This is a genomic window from Demequina pilifera (genome assembly GCF_048814985.1).
GTDB lineage: Bacteria > Actinomycetota > Actinomycetes > Actinomycetales > Demequinaceae > Demequina.
On record NZ_JBMDTW010000001.1, the window covers coordinates 79074 to 104161 of the forward strand.

Consider the following 25088-nt stretch of genomic DNA (forward strand, 5'->3'; position numbering starts at 1 on the left):
GACTGCTCAGTCGCACCCAACCTGGGGACGCGGCGCTGCGTACTACCCACCATGAACCACGTCAGAATGACCTCATGAGCGCCTGGGCCCGCACGCTGGACCAGCTCATGCGCGAGCGCGCTGCCGCACTCTTCGGCTACGCCTACGTCCTGACCGGCAACGCGGACGACGCCGAGGACCTGCTTCAGGACGCCCTCGTGCGCACCTTCCGGTCAGGAAAGCGCATCGGCACCCTCGACTCCACTCACGCCTACGTCAAGCGCGCGATCTCGACCACGTTCATCGACCGGCACCGGCGCGCGTCCGCCCGACCCTCGCGCGACCGAGGCGACGACGGCGACTACTCCCTGGCCCGCGCATCGGCCGCCGGCCCCGACCACGCCGGGCGCGTGGATGCCCAGCTGGACCTGCACGCCGCGATCCTCACCCTCCCACCGCGCGAGCGCGCGTGCGTGGTGCTGAGGTACCTCGACGATCTGCCCGTCGCGGGAGTCGCGAGCGAGCTCGGGCTCGCGGTGGGCACGGTCAAGCGCTACCTGTCCGATGCGGTCGCACGCCTTCGCGAGGTGTGCGCCGACGTCGACTTCGACACCCCCGAGTCCATCCCCGTGGACGCACACTTCCAAGGAGGCCGATGATGAGCACGGCACACGAACAGCTCGCAGCAATCCAGCACCGCGGCCGCACGGTCTACGCGGGCACCGACCTCGCGCACAGCCACCGCGGCGTGACCAGGCGCGTGCGGCGCGATCGCACGGTGCGCACGGGCGCCGCGACCCTGGCCGGGGTCGGGATAGTCGGCGCAGGCACCTTCGGTGCCCTGCAACTGCGCGGGGCCGATGCGCTCGCACCCATGGGGACGCCGTCGCCTTCAGGCACGGTCGCGGAGAGCCCCTCCCCCGCGCCGAGCGACTCGCTGCCCAGCGGCGGCATCATCGAGGTGGAGTCGGGCGAACGTGCCGATGCGATCATCGAACGACTTGCCGAGGCCTATGACGTCGATGTCGAGACGGCGCGCGAGTTCGTCCTCCTCCAGCTGCCTCCGGAAGCACAGGGCAACCCCGAGGGGTGGCTCTCCGCAGGAGAGCACGCCACCTGGACCGAGGACGGGGCGGCTTCGCGGGGCACCCTCAACGAGCAGGCGTCCTCCCTGGCGCTCGGCACCGAGCTCGCGCTGCAGGACGTTCCTCGCGAGCGGTGGCAGGAGGTCCTGACCATCGCGTCGCTCGTCGAGCAGGAGACGAGCCGCACGGAGGACATGCCTCAGGTAGCGCGGGTGATCCGCAACCGTCTGGATGCGGACATGAGGCTGGAGCTCGACTCAAGCCTGCGGTACGCGCTCGACGTGGACGACCCGGAGCGGTTCACCACCAGCGAGGACAGGGAGCTGGACTCGCCGTACAACAGCTACGCGAACCCCGGGCTGCCCCCGACGCCCATCGCGACGCCGTCACGCGAGGCGATCGCGGCCGCGGCGAACCCTGCCGAGGGACCATGGCTGTACTTCGTCGTCGTCAACCCGGACACGGGCGAGATGCGGTTCGCCGAGGACTTCGAGGAGCACCAGGAGAACGTCATGCTGCTCCGGGAGTGGGCCCAGCAGAACGGCTAACCGACCCGTCGCATCCAGCCCAACGCGTCGTCGGCGCGGCCGTACTGGATGTCTGTCAGCCGCTGGCGCAGCGCCATGGTCACGGTGCCGGGTCCGCCGTCGCCCACGACCACGTCGTGATCGGGCGACACCAGGCGAGCGATGGGCGTGACGACCGCGGCCGTCCCGCACGCGAAGGCCTCGACCACCGAGCCATCCGCGATCCCCTCGCGCAGCTCGGTCAGGGAGATGTCGCGCTCGATGACCTCGCGGCCCTCGGAGCGCAGCAGTTCGATCACGGAGGAGCGGGTCACGCCCTCGAGGATGGTGCCGGTCACGCGCGGGGTCCAGATGGTGCCGTCGCGACGCACGGCGAACACGTTCATGCCGCCCAGCTCCTCGATGTACGTGTCGCGCGCGGCATCGAGGAACAGCACCTGGTCGCAGCCGTGCTCCGCGGCCTGCTGCTGCGGGAGCAGCGAAGCGGCGTAGTTGCCGGCGGTCTTGGCCTGACCGGTGCCGCCGTTGCCTGCGCGGTGATACCCCTGCGCGACCCAGATCGACACGGGCTTCACGCCGTTCGGGAAGTACGCGCCCACGGGTGAGGCCAGCAGCACGTACTCGACGGTGTTGGACGCGCGCACCCCCAGGCAGGGCTCGGTGCCGATCAGCATGGGACGCAGGTACAGGCTGGTCTCCTCCGCGGACGGCACCCACTGCTCATCGACTGAGAGCAGTGCCTCGACGGAGGCCATGAAGTCGACCTCGGGCAGCGGCGCGAGCGCCATGCGGTGCGCAGAGGTCGCGAGCCGGGCCGCGTTCGCCTCGGGCCGGAACAGCCGAATCGACCCATCGGCCCAGCGGTACGCCTTGAGCCCCTCGAACACCTGCTGGCCGTAGTGCAGCACGGTCGCGCCGGGGTGCAGCACCAGGTCGCCGAACGGCTCCACGCGGTGGTCGTGCCAGCCGCGCTCGGCCGTCCACGTGGCCTTCGCGAGGTGGTCGGAGAAGACGGTTCCGAACGGCTGGGAGTCCATGCGGCGGGCGCGTTCCTCGGCCGATGCGGGGGCCGGGTTGGGCGTCACCGCGAAGGTCGGTGCGGCGCCGATAGTCGAGTCGCTCATACCGTCACTTTAACTGCGCTTGGGGAAAGCTACGCGCCCGCCTCGCCGCTCACCCGCACCAGTCGCACACGCCCGTCGCTGGCAGGTTCGTGTAGCAGGAGGGACAGGTCGCTACGGCCGTAACCCGGGCCGGCTCCGCCGCGGACCTGCGCCGCGGCGAGGCGCGGCGAATGCCGGACCCGGCCCGCGCATCGGCCGTCCGGGGCGCGACGGTCTCGGGCCGCGGTTGATCAGCTTCTGCGATCTGGATCCAGTCGCTGGGGCCGCCGGGCGGATGCAGGGCGACGAACGTGCGCGTGATGTACGCGACGGGCGTGGACTCGCCGGCCCGCTCGAGGGCGACATGCTCGCGCGAGTCGGGGATGAACACGTGCTCGTACTCGAGGAATCGGACGGCGGCACGGGCCTTGTCGACGGCGCCGAGCGGCAGTTCAAAGTCCGCCAAGGCGCCGTCAAGGGTGGAGAAGTAGGTGCGGGATTCGAGGTCAGTCGTAAAGCTCACCGGAATATCATTCCTCATCTCAAGACCGGCGATGTCACCGTCCTCGAACACTGAGCTCGTCCGCGAACCGCTGCTCACGCGCAGTAGCCGCACACGCCCGTCGCGGGCAGGTTGGTGTAGCACGAGGGGCACGTGGCAAGCACGCGGTCGCGTCGCTCCTGCGCCAACTTCCGCGCCGAGACGGGGGTTCGTTTCGCCGTCGCCTCTGCAGCGCCGGTGTCGACCCCCGGGGCGCCTTTCGACACGTTCGCGTTAGCTGGGTTCTTGATCATGGCACTCTCGGTTTCTTTGCTCTCGGGTTCCGCTGTGTGGACCCAGTCACTGGGCTGATGAGGCGGGTGGAGAGCGACCCCGGTGCGCGCAATGCACTCGTCGGGGTTAATCTCGCCTGCTAGGTCGAGCGCCACATGCTCCCTCGAACTCGAGACACGAGTGGAGCGACGTGGTGACCCATTCATCTTCCCGCACTCGGAGCAGCGGTGCGGACACGTCGAGTGTGATTGGCCACGAGATCACCCCCGAGTGGCCCTTCAGCCAACGGGGCTAGCGCGGATCCCTGTACTTCCACATCGTCAGCGCGCCGAACACAGCTACCAGCACCGCGGACCAGCCCAGCGTCAGCAGCAGCTCGGAGCCGGGAGCGACGCCGCCCATCACGTCGCGCACCGCGGTGACCAGGTGCGACACGGGGTTCACGCCCACCCACGCCTGCAGCCAGCCGGGCATGGTCGAGGGGTCCACGAAGATGTTGGAGCCGAACGTGAGCGGCATGATCACCATCATCGCGGCGCCCATGATCGCGTTCGCGGAGCGCAGGATCAGGCTGAGGAACGTCCAGATCCAGCCGAGCGCGAAGGCGAACACCAGGATCAGCGCGATCCCGACGACCACGCCCACGATCCCGCCCTCGGGACGCCAGCCGAGCAGGAACCCGACGACTCCGGTGATGACCGCGGCGATGGTGAACCGCACCATGTCGCCCAGCAGCATGCCCACCAGGGGTGACGGCCGCCAGATGGGCAGCGAGCGGAAGCGGTCGAACACGCCCTTCTCGATGTCGCCTCGCAGCGTGTAGCCGGTGTACATCGTGATCATGATCAGCGACTGCACCATGATGCCGGGCAGCAGGAACTGGATGTAGGCCTCGGTGCTGCCCGCGAGCGCCCCGCCGAACAGGAACGTGAACAGCAGCGTGAAGATGATCGGGAACAGGGTGACGTCGGAGAGCTGCTCGGGCACGTGCTTGATCTTGAGCAGCGCGCGCCAGCCGAAGGTGAGCGACGTGCTGGCGGCACTGGGCCGCTGCGGGCGGGTGCCGCCGGTCAGCGCGTCTGCGATCGCGACCGCGCTGGGCGCGGCCTCGGCTGGGCTCTTCGCGGACGGCGCCTGAGCGTCGGTGCTCTGGGTGGCGTTGGTGGGCGCGGTCATGCCGCCTCCTCCTGTGTCTCGTCCTCAGCGGATGCGGCGTGCCCGGTGAGGGCGAGGAACACCTCGTCAAGCGAGGGCTGGCCCAGCGAGAACTGGGCGAGGTCGATGTCGGCCTCGCCCAGGGCGGCGAGCGCACGGGTGACTCGCGCAGAGTCGTTGATCGTGGCGGCGAGCGCCTGCGGGTCGTTGGGCTCGATCACCTCGACCCCGAGCTCGCGCGTCAGGATCGCCTTGGCGTCGGCGCGGTCCGCGCGGTTCATCACGCGCACGTGCAGCGACCCCTCCCCCACGGAGGCCTTGAGCTCGCTCGAGGTGCCCTCGGCGATCACCCTGCCTTGGTCGATGACGCCGATGCGGTCGGCGAGCTGGTCCGCCTCGTCCAGGTACTGCGTGGTGAGCATGACGGTGGTGCCGTGCGCGACCATCGCCCGGATGATGTCCCACACCTCGTTGCGGCTGCGCGGGTCCAGGCCCGTCGTGGGCTCGTCGAGGAACAGCAGTTCCGGGGTGACGACGATGGACGCGGCGATGTCGAGGCGGCGACGCATGCCCCCGGAGTACTTCTTGACCTGCCGGTCCCGCGCATCGGCCAGGCCGAAGGCCTCGAGCAGTTCGGTGGAGCGCCGGGTGGCGGCGGGGCCGCGGTAGCCGAACAGTTTCGCGATGAGCCGCAGGTTCTCGCCGCCGGTGAGGTCCTCGTCGACGGAGGCGAACTGGCCGGTGAGGCTCACGAGGCTTCGCACCTCGTCCGCCTGTTTGGCGACGTCCCGGCCGAGCACGGTGGCCGTGCCCTCGTCAGGGGCGATGAGGGTCGCCAGCATGCGGATGGTGGTGGTCTTGCCCGCGCCGTTGGGGCCCAGGAAGCCGTACACGCCGCCGCGTTCGATGGCGAGGTCCACGCCGTCGACGGCGCGCGTGTCCCCATAGATCTTCGTGAGACCGCGGGTCTCTATCGCAAGGTCGGTCATATGCTGCGGCTCCCGGGGTGGAGTAATATGTTCACAGTGTCCACATCGGACCAGAAATACGCTACACACCGATCCCTTAGGGTGCAAGAGATGGCGATCAAGGACGAGGCCTATCACCACGGCGATCTGCGCCCGGCGCTGATCCACGCCGTGCTCGACATCGCGCGCGATGGCGGCCCCGAGCACCTGTCGCTGCGCGCCGTCACGCGGCGCGTGGGTGTCGCCCCCAACGCCGCGTACCGGCATTTCGAGGACTTCCGTGCACTGACGGTGGCTGCGGCGCTGGTCGCTCAGGAGCGGCTCGCCGCAGCGATGCGCGAGCAGACGCAGGCGCTTCTCGCCGAGGTCGACTCTCAGCGGCAAGCGGCCGATGCGGGGGTGGGGGCCGCGGCGTCCGTCGCCCGCCTGCGTGGGGTCGGCCTGGGCTACATCCACTTCGCGGTCGCCGAGCCGGGCTGGTACCAGCTCGCCCTCCTCACCTTCGACCCGAACGTGGGCGCCGAGCCCGGCGTCACCGTCGCCGCGCAGGTGCCGCCGCCGTTCCAGCTGCTGATCGACGCGCTGGACGGCATGGTGGAGGCGGGCGCCCTCTCCCCCGCCGAGCGCGAGCACGCGGAGTGGCCGTGCTGGTCCGCGGTGCACGGGTTCGCGGACATCGCCACGCGAGGCCCGCTCAAGCACCAGTCCCCCGAAGTGCTGTCCGCGCTCGGCGAGCACGTGGTGGACCGGGCCATCGCAGGGCTTGCGCGCGCTGCGACACCCGGTCAGCGCTAGGAGATCCACAGCCGCGTCCGGCGGGGCGTCCTCGTGGTGCCCGGTGAGGACGACGAGTCCGCGTCGGCCTCACCGGGCACTTGCCCGTGACGCATCAGGCCATGGCGGCAGGGTCCCTTCCGTGGCTTCCGGTTACTCCGTGATCTCGACTGAGCGGTCAAAGGCCACGTAGCCGGAGAAGTCCTTGCCCACCCGGTCCACCGCTCCAGGCAACAGGTCGTTGTAGGACCAGGCCGCATCGGCCTTCTCGCCGGCGTCGGTGGTGGCGTTGTAGTACTGCGCGTCACCCTTCCACGGGCAGTGGTACTGCGTGGGGCTGGTCGGCGTGACCTTGTCCGTCAGGCTCGACGGCGGGAAGTACCAGTTGCCCTCGATCTTGACGAGGTCGTCTTTGCTGGCCTCTGCCAGAACGGTGTCGTTGAGAATCGCCTTCATGTCGTGTGCCTCCGTGCGTGTAGGGGACGGCTTCGGCTGAAACCGTGTGTGAGGGGGTGGTGCCGACGCTCAGACTTGCTGCACGCGCTCGACGTCGGCGGTGAGCTGGCGGAGCTGCTCTGCAGTGGTGCGCTTGCCGTAGGCCGGAGTGTCGCGCTCCACGCGCCAGCTCTCACTCAGGGGACCGAGATCCACCGCGTCGAAGCCCAGGTCGTCGAGGAAGTCGCTGACCGCGACCCTCGCGTGGGCGTGATTGCCCGCGATCGGCAGCGCCCTGCGGTTGGGGTCGCCCTTGGGCAGCCCATCGGTGGGGATCTGCTTGGCGTAGATGTTGTTGAACGCCTTCACCACGTAGCTGTACGGCAGGCGGGCCTGCAACAGCTCGGAGGTGGTGGACTCGTTGTTGTGCAGCACCTCGATGCGACCGTCGCGCTCGGGGTAGTAGTTGTTCGCGTCCATCACGATCTTGTCCTCGAACGGCTCCACGGGGAGTTCCGTGATGGCCCCGAGCGGGATCGCGACCAGCACCATGTCACTCCTGCGGATGGCCTCCTCCACCGTGACCGCTGTCGCGAAGTCGCCCAACTCCTTGATCAGGTCCTGGAGCGTGTCGGGACCGCGCGAGTTCGCGATGAGCACCTCGTACTCCTGGGCGATGGCCGCTCGGGCAACGTTGGAGCCGATGTTCCCGGATCCGATAATTCCGATGGTAGTCATGCCTCGGGGAACGTTAGGTGGTCCGGGAGCATTCCATATCCCCTCGCAGTCCCGCACCCTTGCCGTGGTGCGAGCCAGCTGCCAAGCTGCGGTCATGGAATCCGCCCCGAGCGCCACACTTCGCGCCCGGGTGTTCGAGATTCTGACCACAACCCTGCCCACTGGGGCGATCGCGGACCGAGATGACTTGCTCGGCTTCAAGGTCGAAGGGGTGTCGCTGCCGCTCATCGACTACTCACGCGGAATCAGGAACCCCGCCGCGTTGGAAGCCACACTCAGTGTCGTGTCGTCGGCTGATGGGCCGTATAGCGACGAGCAAATCAGGCCCGGGATCTGGCGCTACGACTTTCGTGCCGGCGGCGCGGGCGGAGACAACAAGAAACTGATCGAGGCCCACCGACTCGGCGTCCCCATTATTCTCTTTCGCAAACTCAAGCCGAAGGTCTACCAAGCGATCTACCCGGCTCGTGTCGCCCACGTCGACCTGGACGCTGGACATGTACTCGTGAGCCTCGAGGAACTCGCAGACATCGCGGACCACGCACCTTCGGCAGTTGAACGCCACTGGGCCGAGTACGTGGCCAAGCGCCGCGTCCACCAGCCCGCATTCCGCGGCATGGTGCTCCGCGCATACGAGACCCAGTGCACGGTCTGCCGCTTCAAACATGCCGAACTGCTGGATGCTGCACACATCACGGCCGACTCCGCCGACGCCGGTGACGCGGTCGTCACGAATGGGATGGCGATGTGCAAGATCCACCACGCCGCCTACGACCGCAACTTCCTGGGCGTGACGCCTGACTACGAGATCAAGATCAACGCCAGTTTGCTCGCGGAGGTCGACGGACCCATGCTCAAGCACGGCCTGCAGGAAATGCATGACCTCCGTATTCAACTACCCGCGCGCCGCTCAGAGCAGCCCAACCGCGAACGTCTCGCATTGCGTTACTCGGAGTTCACAGCCTGCTGATGCCACGAGGGGGCACACAAGTACCTCCTTCGTGACTTCCATTAACCCGCCACCCCCTGAGGGCGAGCGATCAGACCATCCGAGAACATGGCGACCAACGCCGTGGCAAGAGCAACGGCAACCCGCGCTTCATCGATCGTCACATTTCCCGGAGCTGACGGCTGGCCCCCATGACGGTCGTGCTGGCCGTGCCAAAGCGCCCTCATCTGTGCGATCACCAGAGCTTCGGTCGGAGCCTTGTCGTGCTCACGCGCGAGCGGAAGCTTCCAGTCGCCCTGGGACTCCATCTGAGCTAAGACCTTCCCGAGAGTTGCAGAGGCGTCTTTCGGCGAGACGACGGGCACGCTCGCATCCTCCACCGCAAGAATCGCAAGCCGGTAAGCCTCACTCGGGTTCGGCTCCAATCCATAGAGCTCCTCCCATGCCTGTGCGAGTCGAACGCCAGCGCGGCCAGATCGCTCCATGACACCATTTGATACGACCTGCACACCCAGCGGAACCCGGCGCACGAGCGCCTTGCGACCTGCGCGCTCGCCGATTGTGAAAGCCGACTTTCCGCGCTCGAGGATCTTGTCGAGTTCCGCCACGGCACCCCTAGTACCGTGCGCGAGAATGTAGTCCGCGATTTGCAGGGGACTCGAATGCGCTTCGAGATGGCGCATCGCGTCAGTGATGACCTTCTCCGCGGTGTATTCGCCCCGTGCCGCGTCGCCGTAAGCCGGTAGTGGGATCTTCAGCGTTTGACACATGCTCTGAGCGAAGCCGGTGTCGAGGGCACTCCAGCGTCCGTACTGACTTGTGACCACAGTGCACAAAGCAGCGTTGACCCATGACCAGTAAGCAGATGCTAGCCACGGTGGCAGCCCCTCGTGTAACGCGTCGTACTCTGCAATCGCGTCATCGTCATCTACACCAAGTGGTCTCCACGCTCCGCTACTCATTCCGCGATCTTTGCACTAAGCCATCGAATCTCGAAGCCCGGCCGACCCCGAGTTCAAAAGTCGCGTCGAGGAAGCATGGGTGGATTGACGAGTTGCTCCCTTGGCGGAGTACGCCAATCCAGTGGCGGCTTGCAGTGGTCGCACACACGAGTGCTGGAGTCCGTCTACGCCGAGTACTTGAACCTCACAGTGCCGCGAAGAACTCCCGAGCTATGTTGCGGTAGCGAGTGAAGGGGCGCGCGTTGCGCGCTACCCCTACTGCTCCTCTACCCAATCGTTCATGTAGGTCATAACAGCGCTGGACTTGTAGTGCGAGTAGTTGTACTGCTCGCAGAGTCCTTGGTTGTGTTCGTTGAGATTGCTGTAGAAGCCCGACGAGAGGTGAATTGCCTTCCTACCCCATTGCGCAGAGTGCGCTTGCGAAGCGAGGTGTGCGGCGCTGTTCACGACGTCACCCATGTAGACCACCTCGTTGATTCCGCTACCGCTGTATCCCGCCTTGACCATGAGGGCACGCCCGTAGTCAAGACCGACCCCCACGGCAAGCGTCCTGTCGTAGTCGCGCTTCTTCAACTTCACGTTCAGTACGTCAACAATTGAATGCGCCGTACAGGCGACGGTAAAGAGTTCATCGATTTGAGAACGTAGCGGAGTGTTGACGACCGCCCAAACACAGTCGCCAACGATGTTGATCTCTCGCACGCGGGTGTGGTCGGAGAAGGCGGCAACCATCTCGGAGATGAAGCTTCGATAGATGCGTGCGAGCCGCGGCCGCTTGTAGTGGGAGGTGAGTCCGCTCGAGTCACGAATGTCAATAAACACCGCGCTGCAATTAGCGTAGAAGCCGTTTGTGTAAGTCAACTTGCTGCGGTCTGGCAGCGAGTCGGCCTCTTCGAAGGTGCCCGAAGGAGCATCTAGGATTGCGTCTATCCTGTCGCGCGACGCCTGAAAGTTGAACGAGCGGTAATCCGCTTCCATCGACTAAACCCCCATCTGCGCAGCAATCGCAGTTGCGCCACCTAGCCAGATGCCTACCACGAGAAAACGAATCGACCAAGACGTGGCGCGGTACTTGCGTTCCGCAATTCTCGCGTTCACCGTTATCTGCTGCGCCAGATGCTGTCGCCACGATGCGGGGTTCGACTCAACCTCTGCAAGCGCCAATGCGTAGTTGTCTCCACTCTCGCCATACTCCTTTGCGATGTGCCCGAAATAGACCAGCGAGCCGCCCCCCTGGCGCCCGAGTCGTGGTGCAAGAACCAGGAGCGCGAGAATTGACACGCCGAGCAGTGCGGCGGCAGATCCGCATGCGAAAGCGACAGACCAAGGTGAGTGGGCATCAGTTCCGCCCCGTGTTGCGAACGTCGCCAGGACTGCGGCCGAAGCTCCAGCAGCGGCAAGGGTTGCTCCGGCCTTGGCGTCGGCGAAGCGGATCCACTCCGCAGTCCACCGGAGCACCTCCCAAGAGACACCAAGAGAGACCGGCCGCTCGACGCGGCGACGACCTCGGAACACGCGTGCCTCCCATCAGTTCCCGCCGACCTCGGGCCGGCGGCGTACAAGTGCCCGCCCCCTATAGGACTGACGAGCCAGACTTCCGATGTGCTTAACCGTACTTCCAGGTGTCCCGGAGTAAGCAGAGTTCAGCTCCCGTTTCCCCAGACTTCCTTTTGCGCGCGTTCTACGCCGATATCATCCCGAATCATCGAGGCGAGTTCGTCAAAAAGTGCATCCAACTTCTCTTCGAATGCTCCAGCCTTCACAGCGATGAACCTGGGAATGTCGTCGTTGAGCTCCTCCATGCGGTCCTTGACCGCTTGATCGACCTCGTCGATCTTCTCTGCGATGCCGGGACTGCCATATGCGCGCAAGGTCGTACCCCATCGCCGCAGATGACTCATCTGGTCGAATGCGGCTCCCAGTTCATCGAGCGCTGCCGCAGATTTCCTATCTGCTTTTCCCTTGCCCGGATTGCCGTACATCTTGTTATGAAAGCGATGGAACATGTGCGACACCTCGGCGACGACGCCCAAGACTTCCAACTCTGCTTCCCGCCTCGCCGCGAGCACCTGGTGCGCAACACCTGCCCTTGACCGAAACTCCTCAGCCTCACGAGTCCTCTTCGCCGTGTAGAGATTGGACCAGATCACGCCCACTAGAGCCAGGGTCGACGGGGCGAGCACGATCAAGATCGAGGCGGTCGATAGTTGTGTCGTTGCGTCAGCCACGCGAATCCCCTCAGGTGCGAACACCAGTCAACTTACACGCCGATGTATTGACGAGTTGCTCCATTTGTCGTACCGATTGGCTCCCGGTAGCCGAGAAGTAGCGGCGTCTACGATTGGACCCATGCCGGCCACCGATTCTCACCCGCGCAGTGACGATTGGCGTACCCCAACCGAGAGCGAGCGCCGACTCGTCGAGAGGTGGGTCGATGCTTGGAATTCACAAACAGGCGATCGTGTAGTAGCCACATCGGACATGCAGGTTCGATCCAACTGCTCCTGCGGGAAGTGCGGGAGTTTTGCTGCCAGGCCCATCAACATCGAGTCAGCGCGAGTGGGATCGATGCCCCTAGAGGTAGGCGGCAACGCCTATCTCTCCGACGGTTCGCTCGCGGGCGGCCTCATGGTGAGGTGCGCCGTCAATTCGTCCGGCGCTCACGACGTTGATTTCGAGATTTCCCCATACCTAGACGTGCCCGTTCCGGTCGACGGCACCACGTTTAGGTTTTCATCCACGTGACACGAGTGCTCGCCGCGACCAGTTCATACTGAGCGCAAGGCTCCAGGCGCGACTGCTAGGTGTGGTGGTGCACTCACGAGTTGCTGCCTTCGGCGGCGTCCTGGGTGCCTAAAGCCTGCCGACTTTCGTTTGTATTGACTCGCTGACAGCATCGGCGAAGAACTCAGGCAACGGAGACTGGCCGTTCTCTGATTTGACCCAATAGCGTCCCGTGAGCTTCCCGTAGTCGTTGAAGTCCACCTCGGCCGCCCATCGTGAAACGCCTGAGTTCGAACGTATTCGCAATGACACGGCAAGTCCGTTGACGTCCACTGACTCAAGACGCGGGACTTTGTCTGCCGCCACGGCTACCAGGGCCTCGAAATCGCGCCGTGTGAGGGCAGGGTCGAATTCGACAGGGGTCTGCTTGCGACGACGCGTCTCAGCAGCGTCCTTCAGCCCGATCGCTGCGACTGTGCCGACTGCCGCCACTACGCCACCTGCGAAGAGCTTGTCTAGGAAACCCACGTATCCCCCTTTGGGAGTGTTCACCTGGGAGCCTAGTCGGCGTCCTGATCTTCCACTTGCTTCAATACAGGCAGCAGCGTGGTGACGCCGACGGTTCTCGATCGACGCTTACATTGCGCGGAAGTCAGGTCACATGTCACCTACCGGTACAGAAGGCTCCTCAGCACGGTCATGCAGGTGTACTGACAAGTTGCTCCCTTGCGAGCAGCGCTGTGCACTGACCGGCTACGGCTCAGTCGAGATCCTTGCAATGGTCACACTTTCGGTAGCCGCCCGTGCCCGAAACCTTGTTTGACGCGGGAATCTGAGCGCCCGACACACAGTCATTGTGGTCGTGGTAAACGTCGGGATCGGTCGGGTTGCTGGAGTGGTTGGGATTGACCTTCATGATGGAACTCCTTTGTCCACAGCAGCGAGTAGCGCTGCTCCAAACAACGTAGCGTCCTCCTCTGACTCTCGCCCGGGCTCAGGAACGACGCGGACGTCCGATCTCTATGCCTGCCCGGACGTCCGCTCGGGCAGAACTCGACTCTTACCGCGCGAGGAGGACGACACAGTCCTAACCTGACACCATGGGGCGCATCATCGTCGAGCAACACGTCACCGCCGATGGGTTCGTGGCCGGGCCCAACGGAGAGTTGGACTGGGTCGACGACTCGGTGTCGGAGCCCGGGCCGATGGTCGATCAGGCTCTGGCCGAGCTCGAACACGCTGACGCCATCCTGCTGGGTGCCACCACCTACACGATGTTCATCGGCTACTGGCCGCTCCCGGTGGCGAAACGGGACCCCCTTGCCGAGCCCATCAACCGGCTGCCCAAGCACGTCGTCTCGTCGACACTCGACGAGGCGCCGTGGGGACATCACGCCCCCGCGACCGTCGAGACCGGAGAGCCCGCAGACATCGCCGACCGCCTCAAGGCCCGCTACGAGCGCGACATCATCCTGTGGGGCAGCCTCCACCTCGCATCGGCCCTGCTCGAGGCCGGGCGCGTGGACCAGTTGCGGCTGCGTGTGGCGCCAGTCGCAATCGGCCGTGGCACCGCGCTGTGGGACGCGACCCTTATGCCTCGCCACCTCACGCTAGTGTCCGCCACTCCCTTGCCGACCGGGCAGGTCACGCTGATCTACGACCTCGTCTGACGCTCAGCGTCGACAGGCCCGGGAGCCACCCGTCCAGGCGCGCTTCACGGACGCGAGGGCGGCATCGCCTTCGAATAGATCTCGTCGACGACCTTCGAGTAGTGGGCCATGATGACGGCACGCCGGGTCTTGAGCGAGGCTGTGAGCTCCTCGCGCGTCTCGGAGAACGAGCTGGGCAGGATCCGGAACTCGCGGATGGACTCGGCGCGTGAGACCTGGGCGTTCGCGAGCGCGATGGCGCGCGAGATCAGGTCTTGCACCCTCGAGTCCTTGGCGGCCTCTTCGACGCTCATGTCGGGAAGTTCGTGCGACTTGAGCCATGCGGGCAGCATCGCCTCGTCCAGCGCCACCAGCGCGGACACGAAGTGCTTGCCCTCGCCCACCACCACCGAGTCCTGGATCGCCGGATGCGAACGCATCGAGTTCTCCAGCACAGCAGGCTGCACGTTCTTGCCCGAGGACAGCACCAGGATCTCCTTCTTGCGACCCACGATGTTCAGAGCGCCGTCGACCATCTCTCCCATGTCGCCGGAGGCGAACCAGCCGTCGCGCATGACCTCGGCCGTGGCCTCGGGTGCGTTCCAGTAGCCCTGGAACAGGCTCGCGCCACGCAGCAGGATCTCGCCGTCATCGGCCAGCTTCATCTCGTTGCCGGCGATCGGGCGCCCGACGGTGCCCATGATGTTGGCGTCCTCGGGCGTGCCCGAGTGGGCTGCGGTGGTCTCCGTGAGCCCGTATCCCTGCAGGACGGTCACGCCGAGCCCTTGGAAGAAGTGGCCCACGTCCTCGTTGAGGCGAGCGCCGCCCGCGAGCGCATACCTGAGGTTGCCGCCGAGCTTGGCGCGGAGCTTGGACAGCACCAACTTGTCCGCGACCGCGTACTTCGCCTGGAGGACGGGCCCCGGCGTTCCGGTCTGCCGCGCGAGCGCGTACTGGCGCGTGACCTTGGCGGACCAGCGGAAGATGCGCTTCTTGAGTCCCGTCTGCGCGGTGTCGGCCTTGTTGTAGACCGTCTCGAGCACGCGTGGTACCAACACCAGGAAGGTGGGCTTGAACGTCCCGAGGTCCTCCCCGAGCGTCTTGTGACTCGGGGCGAAGCCGATGACGGTGCCGGCGGACAGCGCCAGAATCATGGCGATGCGGCCAAACACGTGCGCCAGCGGCAGGAACAGCAGCAGCCGGGCGTCGTCGCCCTTGACGAACCCGCCGTATCCAGGGTCCCGCTCGATGTTGAGCGCCTGCTCGATGAAGTTGGCGTGCGAGAGCATGGCGCCCTTGGGGCGGCCGGTGGTGCCGGAGGTGTAGATGATCGTGGCGATGTCGTCGCCCACCACGTCCGCGGTGCGCGCGTCGAGATCCGCGTCGGAGATCCCTTCCCCCTCGGCGGCGAGCTCATCCAGCCCGGCGTCGTCCAGCATGACCACGGCGACCGAGGACTCGGCGACCAACCCGGCCCTCTCCTCGGTATCGACGGCCACCAGGCCGATGCCCGCATCGGCCACCATCCATTCCACCTGTGTGGCGGAGGAGGACGGGTAGACCGGCACGCTCACAGCACCGGCGGCCATGATCGCGAAGTCCATGACGGACCACTCGTATCGCGTGTCGCCCATGATGCCCACGCGGTCGCCGGCGTTGATGCCGCGCGCGATCAGGCCCTTGGCGATGGCGCGGACACGCGAGTGGTACTCGGACAGCGTGATCTCGCGCCACGTGCCGTCGGAGGCCTTGACCTCGGCGAAGGCGGCGTCGGGCGCGGCGTGGGCGCGGGAGGCCAGCATGGCGCTGAGGTGGGTGATCTCGTCGCGCTGGACCAGCGTCGGCGTTGACAGTTCGATGCTCATCTTCCGATCGTAACCTACGGTCCCGTAGGTTACGATCGGAAAAGGTCCTACCTTCTCGACGAGTCGCACTGGTATCTTGGGCGGCCCGCTGTGCGAAAGCCTTGGTGCGCTGGCCCGCTAGCCGATCTTCACGATCTTGATCGCCACCGGAGTGGCGAACGCCAGGTTGTCGGAGACAGGGCACCGGGACTCGGAGATCCGAGCGATCTCGTCCAGCTTGTCGGGCTCCGCGTCGCCCTCGACCTCAATGGTCACCTCGATGGCCTCGTAGCCCGCGCGCACATCCATGTTCTTGCCCATGAACTTGGACGGGTCAAGGTCGCCGCGCGCCGTCGCCTTGAACGAGGTGAGCGTCACGCCGTGCTCCCTCGCCACCAGGTGCACCACCACGTTCAGGCATCCGAGCAGCGCGCCCAGCACATACTCGACCGGATTGGGTCCCGTGTTGCCGCCACCCAGGGACTGCGGCTCGTCCACGACGAACTCGAACTCCCGTGCCTTGACCGTCAGTCCGGTGTCGGACGTCGATACTGCGGTCGCTTCGAAGGTAGCCAAGGTTTCACTCCATTGCTCATGACACGGGAAGGATCGGCTCCGTCGAGACCGCTCCCGCATCATCGCCGGGACGGAGGGGGACTGACTCCAGGCTATGGATGCACCTCAAGAAAGCAGGGGACGAAGGTCCCCAGCCGCAACAAGAGTGGAGTGTGCGCCTTTGGCTGGGCCTTCCAGCCGCACCGTTCGGCACGCCCGTCAGCGCGCTTGAACCACTCCCATCATGCCCAGATCCTCGTGGTCGAGGATGTGGCAGTGATACACCGTGCGGCCGGGGAAACGGTCGAATGCGATTCTTACAGTGACGGAGCTCCCCGCAGGCACGTCCACCACGTCACGGAAGTCAACGCCCTCGTGGCCCACCAACTGCATGGGCCAGATGTGCAGGTGGAAGGGGTGATCCATCATCGTGGCGTTGACCAGCGTCCACTCCTCGACGGTATCGAGTTCCACCGTGTGGTCGACACGGTCGGGATCAAAGGCGAGACCGTCGATCAAGAACGTCATGCCGCGCCCCATGCCCATCGTGAAGGTGAGCGTGCGTGCGCGGTCGACGTGGGCATCGCTGAGGTCGCGTGGCGAATCCCGTGAGGGCGCGACCGGACTTGGGTGGGCCGATGCGTCGGGCACCAGCCTCAGGATGGTGGCATCAACCTCCGGAGCAACGGCACCCATCATTCCCATGCCGCCCCCGCCGCGCTCGTAGGCACGCGCCACCAACGACGTAGGCCGTTCGGGCCCCTCGACGAGGACGTCCGCGCGGTTGCCGGGCGCGAGCACCAGCCGGTCGACCGCCCGCGGCGGAATGAAAGCCCCAGAGTCGACGCCACGCACAGACATCGCGAGACCACCCAGGTCGAGGTATCGGCTGGCGCACGCGTTGACGATCAGGAGCCGCTCCGTGCGGCCAGGTGAAACCGCCAAGGGTGGGGCCACGAGCCCGTTGGCGAGTACCACTTCTCCCACCCGCCCCCGGCGACGCTCCGCGTCGGAGACAGCCGCGACGGCACCTCCCGAGAGAGTCACATCGGACACCACGACGATGCGCGGCGCACCCTCCGACCAGTCCTCCTCGTCGACCACGATGGCGCCGTAGAGGCCTCCGAACAGCTGGTCTGCGACGAACCCGTGGCGATGGGGGTGGTACCAGAACACGCCGTGCGGGTGGTCGTCCGGCAAAGAGATCTCGTAGTCAAACGACTCCCCCGGCTCGACTGACACAAAGGGGTTGTCCCCGTTGCCTTCAGCGCTGACCAGCAGGCCGTGGGTGTGCACGTTGGTGGGCTCCTCAAGACCGTTGGTGAGGTGAATGCGAAGCGTGTCCCCCGGGCGCAGGTGCAACGTCGGTCCGGGGACCGCGCCGTTATACGCGAGCATCCGTGCCGACGAGCCACCGACGTCGATCTGCGTCTCGGAAACGGTGAGTTCGCACGTGAGCGCGCCGCCTGAGGACGCGAGCACGGTCGGCTCCGACCACGAGGCCGCGGCGGCACCGCCCGGGGCGGTCGTCGCCCATGGTCCCGAACGGAAGCCGGAAGATGCCACACCCGCGACTCCGAGGCCCAGGGACCCCACGCCCAGCAGACCGAGGCCGATTGCGCTACGGCGCGAGATCGGGTCTGTCACTGGTCGTCGAGGGTGCGAAGCAGATCGCGGAACTCGTCGCGGTCGATCTCGCCGCGAGCGAGGCGCTCCTCGAGGATTTGGCGCGCGGCCGATGGCTGCGCCTGGCCCGGCGCGGATGGCGCCCCATCGCCGGACCCCTTGCTGTCACCGGACCGGGACGCCAGCCTTGCCACGACGTAGGTGAGGACGCCGACTCCGATGACGATGAGCAGCCACCACGCGCCCATCCCCCAGAAGCTGCCCATCCCGTGACCCCAATCGCCCATGGCTTCCTCTCCTGACTGCCAGTCTTGGTGCGGCTCGTCCTTCGATTATGACTCTCTGTGGTGCGCCGTCGAGTGGGCGCTACGCGCCGACCACGTCCCCCAGCATCAGCCACGCCCCGAAGACCGCGCACGCGGCGGTGACCAGCCAGAACACGCCCACCCAGACCAAGCCGGGCACGCGCGTGGACCGAGCGAGCGCATCGGCGTCGGAGCCCCCGCCGCCGGCGGAGCGGCGCGACCCGTGCAACTCCACCACGGCACGCACCGCGCCCAGCAGCAGCAGCCACGTCACGGCGTAGGCGACGCCCACGCGCCACGGATCGGGGGCCGACCACGCGAGCCACCCGAAGGCTCCGATCGCGAGCACCATCACCAGGAACCCGTACACGTTGCGGATCTGCACCAGGACGATCACCAGCACTAGGACCGTGGCCCACAGCAGTCCGAACGCGTAGCCGGCGCCGAGGAGCGCCGCGGCCCCCACGCCCAGCACCGCCGGCGCCGGGTAGCCGGCAAAGGCGGTCAGCGCGAGCGGCAGGCGCTTGGTGGAGCCCGAGTGCGTGGTGAGCCCCGAGGTGTCGGAGTGCAGCCGGATCCCGCGCACCTGCCGGCCCAGCAGGGTCGCAACGCTCGCGTGTCCTGCCTCGTGCGCGATGGTCACGACGTGGCGCACCGCGTGCCACAGCTGGGGAATCGCCAAGCAGACGACCACTGCGGCCAGGGGCCACAGCGCGGCCGCGGTCGACGCGACCACCTGCGTGGTCGCGTCCTCCCAGACCGCGTGCCAGACGTCGACGGGGCTCATGCGAGGCTCCGATCCTGTTGCGCGACAAGGGCGATCACCGTACCAACAGCTCACCGTCCGGCACCTGCCGTGCCCGGGCGCGAAGGCCTACACAGCCGTTATGCGGATATTCACCTGTACGACTGCCCGCGTTCAGGTCGTATTCATATGGGTGGGCTTGCATGTGATGTGTCGCCCGACGGACGACGAGTCACATTCCGAATGGCTGGCTCCACGCCGCCGAAGAAGGGATCACGAGAGTGTCCACTAAGTACCGCAAGATCGCGACGATCACCGCAACGTTCGCCGCCGCCACGATCATGCTCAGCGCCTGCAGCTCCGACCCGGCCGACGACACCGCCGAACCCGTCGCGGACAGCGGCAGCCCTGTCGCAGCAGCCGATTCCGGAGAAGAGACCGAGGGCCTGTCCGGCGCAGTCGTCATCGACGGCTCTTCCACTGTCGCCCCCAACACCGAGGTCGCAGCTGAGCTCTTCGGTGAGGAATACCCCGACGTCAACGTCTCGGTCGGCGTCTCCGGCACCGGAGGCGGCTTCGAGAAGTTCTGCAACGGCGAGACCGACATCTCCGAGGCCTCGCGCCCCATCAAGGACGACGAAGCCGAGCGCTGCGCCGAGAACGGCGTCGAGTTCGTCCAGCTCGGCATCGCGAACGACGGCCTCGCCGTCGTCGTGAACCCGGCGAACGACTTCGCACAGTGCCTCACGGTCGACGAGATCTCGTCGATGTGGCGTGCAGACAACCCGGTGACCAACTGGTCGGACGTCCGCTCGGACTTCCCTGACGAAGAGATCACCCTGTACGGTCCTGGCACCGACTCGGGCACGTTCGACTTCTTCACCGAGGAGATCAACGGTGAGAGCGGCTCGATCAACACGGCCTACAACGACATCGGCGAGGACGACAACGCCGCTGTTCTTGGCGTCGCCGGCTCGTCAGGCGCCTCCGCATTCATCCCGCTGTCCTTCGTCGAGGCAGCAGGCGACCAGGTTCGCGCCATCGAGATCGAGAACGAGGCGGGCGACTGTGTCGCGCCTTCGCTCGACGCCGTGATGGACGCCTCGTACAACCCGCTCGGCCGCCAGCTGTTCCTCTACCCCTCGGACGCTGCGCTCCAGAAGCCCGAGGTCCTCTCGTTCCTCGAGTTCTACATCACCAACCAGGCCACGATCGCTGAGACCGCAGGATTCATCCCGCTGACCGACGAGCAGTCCGCAGAGGCGAACACCAGCCTCGAGTCGCTGCTCTAAGCACTGCCCGGTCTACCGAACCTCTAGCGAAAGTAGCTCTGGAATGGCCACGTCCACGATCACCCGTCGCTCGAATGCGCCGATGACGCTCGAAGCATCGCGTTCCCGCATCGGCGAGAAGGTGATCGTGGCGTGGCTGTTCCTGGCCGCCTCAGTGGCGGTACTCATCACCATCGGCATCGTCTTCGCGCTGGTGCTGCCGACGATCGAATTCTTCCGCACGGTGCCCATCGACCGGTTCTTCTCGATGGATCCGTGGGGACCACTGTTCGCAGACCCGACCTACGGGGTGATCCACATCGTGGGGGGCACCTTCGCGATCGTCCTGTACTCCTCGATCGTGGCGCTGCCTGCAGGACTCGGCTCCGCCATCTACATGAGCGAGTACGCCGGGCCCCGAATGCGCAAGATCCTTCAGCCGCTGCTCGAGATCCTCGAAGGTATTCCCACGGTGGTCTACGGCATCTTCGCCCTGTTCTTCGTGGGCCCCGTCCTCAAGGACAACTGGCCCACCTGGCTGCCCGGAAAGATGGGCGAAGAGCCCGGGTTCCAGTTCCTGCTCGCCGCAGGCCTCGTGCTGGGCGTGATGGTCATCCCCACCGTCGCATCGGTCGCCTCGGATTCGATGAACGCCGTGCCCCGCGCACTGCGAGAAGCCGCCTACGGGCTGGGGAGCACCCGCATGCAAGTCGCCACCAAGGTGGTGGTGCCGAGCGCCTTCTCCGGGATCGTCGCGTCCTTCGTGCTCGGCCTGTCGCGTGCGGTCGGCGAGACGATGGTCGTGCTCATGGCAGCCGGCGCCATGGCCAACCTCACGCTGTGGCCCAACGACCCCATCCTCACCATGACGGCGTTCATCGGCCGGACCGCGACGGGAGACATCTCCACGGGAGGAACGGCCTACTACACCGTCTTCGCGGTGGGCTCGCTGCTCTTCCTCATCACGCTGACAGTCAACTTGATCGCGATCGCGCTGGTGCGCAAATACCGAGAGGTCTACGAATGAGCAAGGCATCCAAGCGCACGCAGGTCGCGGTGGAGACTGCCCGCCAAACCAACCTGAGACTCGAGCGCGCGGGCGTCGACATCAGAGGCGAGCTCTTCCGGGCGGTGCTGCTCTTCAGCATCCTGCTCGGCATCGTGATGCTTGCGACGCTGCTCATCTTCGTGACCGTCCGCGGCGGCCCGCGACTCGACCTCAACCTCTTCACCCAGATGCCGTCGTCGGTCGACACTGCCACCTCGGGCTTTCTCCCCGCGATCGTCGGCACCGTCTACGTCATGCTCGGGACGCTCCTCACCATCGTGCCGCTCGGCGTCAGCGCCGCGCTCTACCTCGAGGAGTACGCCGACCGCAACAAGTGGTACAACCGCGTCATCGAGGTCAACATCCAGAACCTCGCCGCGGTGCCTTCGATCGTCTTCGGCATCCTGGGGCTGGCATTCATCGTGCGTGGACCGCTCGACCTGGGATTCGTCGCCTTCGCGGGCTCACTCACGCTCGCCATGATGGTGCTGCCGACGGTCATCATCTCGTCCCGCGAAGCCATCCGCGGGGTGCCCTCGACGCTGCGCGACGCGTCGCTCGGTCTCGGCGCGACCAAGTGGCAGACCACGTGGCGCCAGGTGCTGCCGCTGTCCATCCCCGGCATCCTGACCGGCACCATTCTGGCGATGTCGCGGGCCATCGGAGAGACCGCACCGCTGCTTCTCGTCGGCGCGACCACGTTCGTCCGGTTCCTTCCGGAGAGTGCCCTGTCGGGCGCGTACAGCGCGATTCCCGTGCAGATCTACCAGTGGGCGGTCCGCCCGCAGGAGGAGTTCCGCGTCCTCGCGGCCGCGGGCGCACTCGTCCTGGTCGCTCTCCTGCTGCTCATGAACTCCTTGGCGATCTGGCTCCGTGCCAGGTACCGCCGCGAACTCTGATCCGACCCAACAACTGAGGAACGTGAAACCCATGACTCACGGCGTACACCACCCCGAGCGCACCGCGTGGCCCCTGAGCGCCGTGTTCAAAGTCGAAGACCTCAATGTCTACTACGGCGACTTCCACGCGGTCACAGACGTGACGCTCGACTTTGGGCACAACGAGATCACGGCTCTGATCGGGCCGTCCGGTTGCGGAAAGTCCACCGTGCTGCGCTGCCTGAACCGGATGAATGATCTGATCCCAACCGCCCGAGTCGAGGGAAGCGTCGAGTACCACGGCATCAACGTCTACGGACCCAAGATCGACCCCATCGAGGTGCGTCGGCACATCGGCATGGTGTTCCAGAAGCCGAACCCCTTCCCCAAGTCCATCTACGACAACATCGCCTACGGCCCTCGTGTCACCGGGATGGAAGTGGAGAACATGGATGACCTGGTGGAGCGGACCCTGCGCCGGGCGGCGCTGTGGGACGAGGTGAAGGACAAGCTCAAGCAGAACGCGTACGGACTGTCGGGCGGCCAGCAGCAGCGGTTGTGCATCGCGCGCGCGATCGCGACCGATCCAGACGTCATCCTCATGGACGAGCCCTGCTCCGCGCTCGATCCGATCGCCACCACCAAGATCGAAGACCTCATGCACGAGCTGCGCGACGACTACTCGATCGTGATCGTCACGCACAACATGCAGCAAGCCGCCCGCGTCGCCGACCGCACCGCCTTCTTCACGGTCAACCAGAACGAGGCGACTGGCGACCGCACGGGCACACTCATCGAGTTCGACAGAACAGAGAAGATCTTCGAGAGCCCCCGGGACACGCGCACGGAGGACTACATCTCTGGACGGTTCGGTTGACCGTCGGCACTTCGCCGCTCGCAACATCAGTCAGGGTGGTCGCGGTCGGCGACCGCGACGCGCTCATCCGAGGCCGCCCGATCGACTTCCGGCATGAGGGCCTGGCCGTGGTCAACAGAGCCACCGGACTCGGAGCTCTCTTGGCGCTGGGTCGACACCCCAGGGCCATCGCTCTGGTTCCCACGGACATGGAGGACCTTCCGCTGCTGGAGTTCGTGGATGTCCTGAGATCAGTAGCGCATGTGCCCGTCATCGCTGGCGTGGCAGAGGGCTGTCCCACCCAGACCGTCTCCGAGCTCTTCGATCACGGGATCTCGAGCGTCGTCAAGCTGCCGGTGACACCGGCGCAACTCGTCGAGGCCACTCACAGCGCCCAAGTCCTCGAGCCGGTCAACCCTCTGGTGCTGAAGATCGGCAACCTCACCCTCGACGACAGCGGCTACCTGGTGACGTGGCACGGTCAGCCCGTCGCCATCACGCCCCGCAGCTACACCTTGCTGCGGTACATGATGGCGGCACACCCGCGCGTGCTGACCATGCGCGAGCTCATTCACGAGTTCGAGGACCCCTCTTCCGAGCCGGGCGTCCGTACGAGAGTCACGATTGGCCAGCTCAGGGCGGCCTTCAAGGAGGCCGTGCCCCATGAGAGCACACCTATCGAGACGGTTCACAGAGTCGGCTACCGCCTCTGCCCGTAGCGGCGACGCTCAGTGTCCGCCGCCCTCAGCCTCCTGCATACGGCCGATGCTCGCCCACCAGTCCTCGAGCACGCGTGCGTGCGCGGCGGGGCGGTCGATCCACGGCTGGTGCCCCGAGCCCTCCATGACCGTGAACGTCGCGTCGGGGGCGTGTGAGGCCCACTCGCGAATGCGGTCGGGCGTTGCGAACGGATCGTTGTCCCCCGCCACCCACAGGGACGGCACGGTCAGCGACTCGATCTCGTCCGTGGTCGCGACCCAGCCCGGTCGCGGCCCGCGCCACGTGGCCGCCTGACGCATCATCTGCATGTCGTGCGCGTAGGTGTCCGTGTCGCGGGACAGCGCGTAGCGCCACTCGAGGTCCGCCTGCGAGATGCCGCCCTTGGCGACCAGGTCGCCGTGACCCATGGACTTGAAGGATCGGCGCAGGTCTCCCTTGTTGACATCGTGGCGGGCGACGGCGTTCGCGACGGGCGCGAATGTCGCCATGCGCATCCACACCGGCAGGTTCATCCCCTCGACCGCCGGCGCGCCCAGCAGCGCGACGCTGCGCACCAGCTCCGGCCGGTGGGCCGCGAGGACGAGCGCCACGAAGCCGCCCGCGGAGCTCGCGACCAGGTCCACCGGCTCGTCGGAGACGGCCTCGACGAGGCGAGACATCCAGATCTCGATCACTTCACGAGCGCGATCCGGCGACATGCCCCGGTAGTCCAGCGGCTCGCTGAGCGCGCATCCGGGGCGGTCGACGACGACCGCGCGCACGCCGGTCAGCTGGCCCACGAGCGGCACGAACACCCCGCCTGCGGTGGGCGTGCCGTGGATGAAGATCGAGGGCCGCCCCTGGCCGTGCTCGTTCGCGTGGACGCGGATGCCGAGATCCTCCGCCTCGACCCACCGCTCGGTGGGCTCCATGCCGTGGTGCGCCCACATGGCCGCCTCGGCCTCGCGGTAGCGCTGCTCGCTGCCTGTGCTGCTCATGGCGTCATTGTCTCCCGAGGGGGCCGGCGCTACGGGCGGTCTGCGCCGCGGGCGCGTAGCGCCAGCCCCGTCCCGACGACCGCGAGGATCGCCTGAGCGATCGCGAGGATCGGCATCCCCACGGCCCAGAAGGCCACGGCACCGAGCAGCAGCAGGCCGATGCGCACGGAGGTCTGAGCGGACTCGGGCGGGGGCATGGTGGCGCGCGGGGACAGGAACACCGCCCAGATGGCCATGACGACCACCGGCAGGCCGATGCCGACGACCCACGACATCGCGCCCTGGTAGGCCGCGAGGCCCCACCATGCGAGCCCGACATACATGCCGAGTTCGGCCAAGAATACGGTCGCTCCGCCAGCCCTGTTCATGGCCCTAGCGTGCCATGCCGGCGAGGCCAAGCCAGCCCCCGCATCGGCCGTATTGCCCCGGCCCAGCGTGAC

Annotated in this window: 29 protein-coding genes; 10 read left to right on the forward strand and 19 right to left on the reverse strand. The window is 66.3% G+C overall.

Annotation, left to right across the window (positions count from 1 at the left end; all coding sequences use genetic code 11):
- The first annotated feature begins 74 nt into the window (after positions 1–74).
- Positions 75–638, forward strand: a complete 564-nt coding sequence (locus ACNI14_RS00330; RefSeq protein WP_420517930.1) for an RNA polymerase sigma factor — start codon at positions 75–77, stop codon at positions 636–638.
- Positions 638–1612: an endolytic transglycosylase MltG gene (gene mltG, locus ACNI14_RS00335; protein ID WP_420517931.1), complete on the forward strand. Its 975-nt coding sequence runs from the start codon at positions 638–640 to the stop codon at positions 1610–1612. Before ACNI14_RS00330 ends, mltG begins: the two co-directional genes overlap by 1 nt.
- Here mltG and ACNI14_RS00340 read toward each other — a convergent pair.
- The 4 genes from ACNI14_RS00340 to ACNI14_RS00355 all read right to left on the reverse strand — a co-directional run bounded on the left by ACNI14_RS00340 (position 1609) and on the right by ACNI14_RS00355 (position 5613).
- Positions 1609–2715: a branched-chain amino acid aminotransferase gene (locus ACNI14_RS00340; protein WP_420517932.1), complete on the reverse strand. Its 1107-nt coding sequence runs from the start codon at positions 2713–2715 to the stop codon at positions 1609–1611. The two genes, mltG and ACNI14_RS00340, sit on opposite strands and share 4 nt — an antisense overlap.
- A gap of 49 nt (positions 2716–2764) precedes the next feature.
- Positions 2765–3217 (reverse strand): hypothetical protein, encoded by a 453-nt coding sequence (locus ACNI14_RS00345; RefSeq protein WP_420517933.1) that lies wholly within the window; start codon positions 3215–3217, stop codon positions 2765–2767.
- Between the two features lie 543 nt (positions 3218–3760).
- Entirely contained in the window at positions 3761–4645 is an 885-nt protein-coding gene (locus ACNI14_RS00350) for an ABC transporter permease (RefSeq protein WP_420517934.1), read from the reverse strand.
- Complete coding sequence (locus ACNI14_RS00355; protein WP_420517935.1) at positions 4642–5613, reverse strand: efflux ABC transporter ATPase subunit, DrrA-related; 972 nt, start codon at positions 5611–5613, stop codon at positions 4642–4644. Before ACNI14_RS00355 ends, ACNI14_RS00350 begins: the two co-directional genes overlap by 4 nt.
- Before the next feature lie 90 nt (positions 5614–5703).
- On the opposite strand from ACNI14_RS00355, the gene ACNI14_RS00360 reads away from it, so the two are divergent.
- Positions 5704–6387, forward strand: coding sequence for a TetR/AcrR family transcriptional regulator (locus ACNI14_RS00360; RefSeq protein ID WP_420517936.1), 684 nt, complete (start codon positions 5704–5706; stop codon positions 6385–6387).
- 132 nt (positions 6388–6519) lie between these two features.
- On the opposite strand, the gene ACNI14_RS00365 is transcribed toward ACNI14_RS00360, so the two are convergent.
- Both ACNI14_RS00365 and ACNI14_RS00370 read right to left on the reverse strand, forming a co-directional pair.
- Complete coding sequence (locus ACNI14_RS00365) at positions 6520–6822, reverse strand: DUF427 domain-containing protein (protein WP_420517937.1); 303 nt, start codon at positions 6820–6822, stop codon at positions 6520–6522.
- A gap of 69 nt (positions 6823–6891) precedes the next feature.
- Positions 6892–7635: an NADPH-dependent F420 reductase gene (locus tag ACNI14_RS00370; RefSeq protein WP_420517938.1), complete on the reverse strand. Its 744-nt coding sequence runs from the start codon at positions 7633–7635 to the stop codon at positions 6892–6894.
- Here ACNI14_RS00370 and ACNI14_RS00375 point away from each other — a divergent pair.
- A complete protein-coding gene (locus tag ACNI14_RS00375) occupies positions 7634–8509 on the forward strand; it encodes an HNH endonuclease (protein WP_420517939.1) in 876 nt (291 codons plus the stop codon). The genes ACNI14_RS00370 and ACNI14_RS00375 overlap by 2 nt on opposite strands.
- A gap of 41 nt (positions 8510–8550) precedes the next feature.
- On the opposite strand, the gene ACNI14_RS00380 is transcribed toward ACNI14_RS00375, so the two are convergent.
- The 6 genes from ACNI14_RS00380 to ACNI14_RS00405 all read right to left on the reverse strand — a co-directional run bounded on the left by ACNI14_RS00380 (position 8551) and on the right by ACNI14_RS00405 (position 13090).
- A complete protein-coding gene (locus ACNI14_RS00380) occupies positions 8551–9258 on the reverse strand; it encodes a hypothetical protein (RefSeq protein WP_420517940.1) in 708 nt (235 codons plus the stop codon).
- 447 nt (positions 9259–9705) lie between these two features.
- Complete coding sequence (locus ACNI14_RS00385; RefSeq protein WP_420517941.1) at positions 9706–10428, reverse strand: adenylate/guanylate cyclase domain-containing protein; 723 nt, start codon at positions 10426–10428, stop codon at positions 9706–9708.
- A 3-nt stretch (positions 10429–10431) separates the two neighbouring features.
- On the reverse strand, positions 10432–10965 hold the full coding sequence (locus ACNI14_RS00390) for a Pycsar system effector family protein (RefSeq protein ID WP_420517942.1): 534 nt from the start codon (positions 10963–10965) through the stop codon (positions 10432–10434).
- Between the two features lie 128 nt (positions 10966–11093).
- A complete protein-coding gene (locus ACNI14_RS00395; protein ID WP_420517943.1) occupies positions 11094–11678 on the reverse strand; it encodes a hypothetical protein in 585 nt (194 codons plus the stop codon).
- A 625-nt stretch (positions 11679–12303) separates the two neighbouring features.
- The gene (locus ACNI14_RS00400) at positions 12304–12726 is read right to left on the reverse strand and encodes a hypothetical protein (protein WP_420517944.1); all 423 of its coding nucleotides are present in this window, start codon (positions 12724–12726) and stop codon (positions 12304–12306) included.
- Between the two features lie 208 nt (positions 12727–12934).
- The gene (locus ACNI14_RS00405; protein WP_420517945.1) at positions 12935–13090 is read right to left on the reverse strand and encodes a hypothetical protein; all 156 of its coding nucleotides are present in this window, start codon (positions 13088–13090) and stop codon (positions 12935–12937) included.
- Between the two features lie 184 nt (positions 13091–13274).
- On the opposite strand from ACNI14_RS00405, the gene ACNI14_RS00410 reads away from it, so the two are divergent.
- Positions 13275–13844: a dihydrofolate reductase family protein gene (locus ACNI14_RS00410; RefSeq protein ID WP_420517946.1), complete on the forward strand. Its 570-nt coding sequence runs from the start codon at positions 13275–13277 to the stop codon at positions 13842–13844.
- 44 nt (positions 13845–13888) lie between these two features.
- On the opposite strand, the gene ACNI14_RS00415 is transcribed toward ACNI14_RS00410, so the two are convergent.
- The 5 genes from ACNI14_RS00415 to ACNI14_RS00435 form a co-directional block, all read right to left on the reverse strand.
- Positions 13889–15688 carry an AMP-dependent synthetase/ligase gene (locus ACNI14_RS00415; RefSeq protein WP_420517947.1) on the reverse strand — a complete coding sequence of 600 codons (1800 nt, stop codon included), beginning with the start codon at positions 15686–15688 and terminating at the stop codon, positions 13889–13891.
- A gap of 117 nt (positions 15689–15805) precedes the next feature.
- On the reverse strand, positions 15806–16243 hold the full coding sequence (locus ACNI14_RS00420; protein ID WP_420517949.1) for an OsmC family protein: 438 nt from the start codon (positions 16241–16243) through the stop codon (positions 15806–15808).
- 198 nt (positions 16244–16441) lie between these two features.
- Positions 16442–17869 carry a multicopper oxidase family protein gene (locus tag ACNI14_RS00425; protein WP_420517950.1) on the reverse strand — a complete coding sequence of 476 codons (1428 nt, stop codon included), beginning with the start codon at positions 17867–17869 and terminating at the stop codon, positions 16442–16444.
- Complete coding sequence (locus ACNI14_RS00430) at positions 17866–18135, reverse strand: SHOCT domain-containing protein (protein WP_420517951.1); 270 nt, start codon at positions 18133–18135, stop codon at positions 17866–17868. Before ACNI14_RS00430 ends, ACNI14_RS00425 begins: the two co-directional genes overlap by 4 nt.
- 79 nt (positions 18136–18214) lie before the next feature.
- Complete coding sequence (locus ACNI14_RS00435) at positions 18215–18940, reverse strand: M50 family metallopeptidase (protein WP_420517953.1); 726 nt, start codon at positions 18938–18940, stop codon at positions 18215–18217.
- A 239-nt stretch (positions 18941–19179) separates the two neighbouring features.
- On the opposite strand from ACNI14_RS00435, the gene ACNI14_RS00440 reads away from it, so the two are divergent.
- The 5 genes from ACNI14_RS00440 (at position 19180) to ACNI14_RS00460 (ending at position 23670) form a co-directional block, all read left to right on the forward strand.
- Positions 19180–20190: a PstS family phosphate ABC transporter substrate-binding protein gene (locus ACNI14_RS00440; protein WP_420517954.1), complete on the forward strand. Its 1011-nt coding sequence runs from the start codon at positions 19180–19182 to the stop codon at positions 20188–20190.
- Positions 20191–20272: 82 nt separating this feature from the next.
- Positions 20273–21196 (forward strand): phosphate ABC transporter permease subunit PstC, encoded by a 924-nt coding sequence (gene pstC, locus ACNI14_RS00445; RefSeq protein WP_420517955.1) that lies wholly within the window; start codon positions 20273–20275, stop codon positions 21194–21196.
- On the forward strand, positions 21193–22116 hold the full coding sequence (pstA, locus tag ACNI14_RS00450; protein WP_420517956.1) for a phosphate ABC transporter permease PstA: 924 nt from the start codon (positions 21193–21195) through the stop codon (positions 22114–22116). Before pstC ends, pstA begins: the two co-directional genes overlap by 4 nt.
- A 73-nt stretch (positions 22117–22189) precedes the next feature.
- Positions 22190–22972, forward strand: a complete 783-nt coding sequence (gene pstB / locus ACNI14_RS00455; RefSeq protein WP_518486576.1) for a phosphate ABC transporter ATP-binding protein PstB — start codon at positions 22190–22192, stop codon at positions 22970–22972.
- Positions 22969–23670 (forward strand): winged helix-turn-helix domain-containing protein, encoded by a 702-nt coding sequence (locus ACNI14_RS00460; protein ID WP_420517958.1) that lies wholly within the window; start codon positions 22969–22971, stop codon positions 23668–23670. The genes pstB and ACNI14_RS00460 overlap by 4 nt, the downstream gene beginning before the upstream one ends.
- A gap of 9 nt (positions 23671–23679) precedes the next feature.
- Here ACNI14_RS00460 and ACNI14_RS00465 read toward each other — a convergent pair whose 3' ends face one another.
- Together ACNI14_RS00465 and ACNI14_RS00470 are read right to left on the reverse strand one after the other, a co-directional pair.
- Positions 23680–24648 carry an alpha/beta fold hydrolase gene (locus ACNI14_RS00465; protein ID WP_420517959.1) on the reverse strand — a complete coding sequence of 323 codons (969 nt, stop codon included), beginning with the start codon at positions 24646–24648 and terminating at the stop codon, positions 23680–23682.
- A gap of 29 nt (positions 24649–24677) precedes the next feature.
- Complete coding sequence (locus tag ACNI14_RS00470; RefSeq protein ID WP_420517960.1) at positions 24678–25016, reverse strand: YrdB family protein; 339 nt, start codon at positions 25014–25016, stop codon at positions 24678–24680.
- Between the last annotated feature and the right edge of the window lie 72 nt (positions 25017–25088).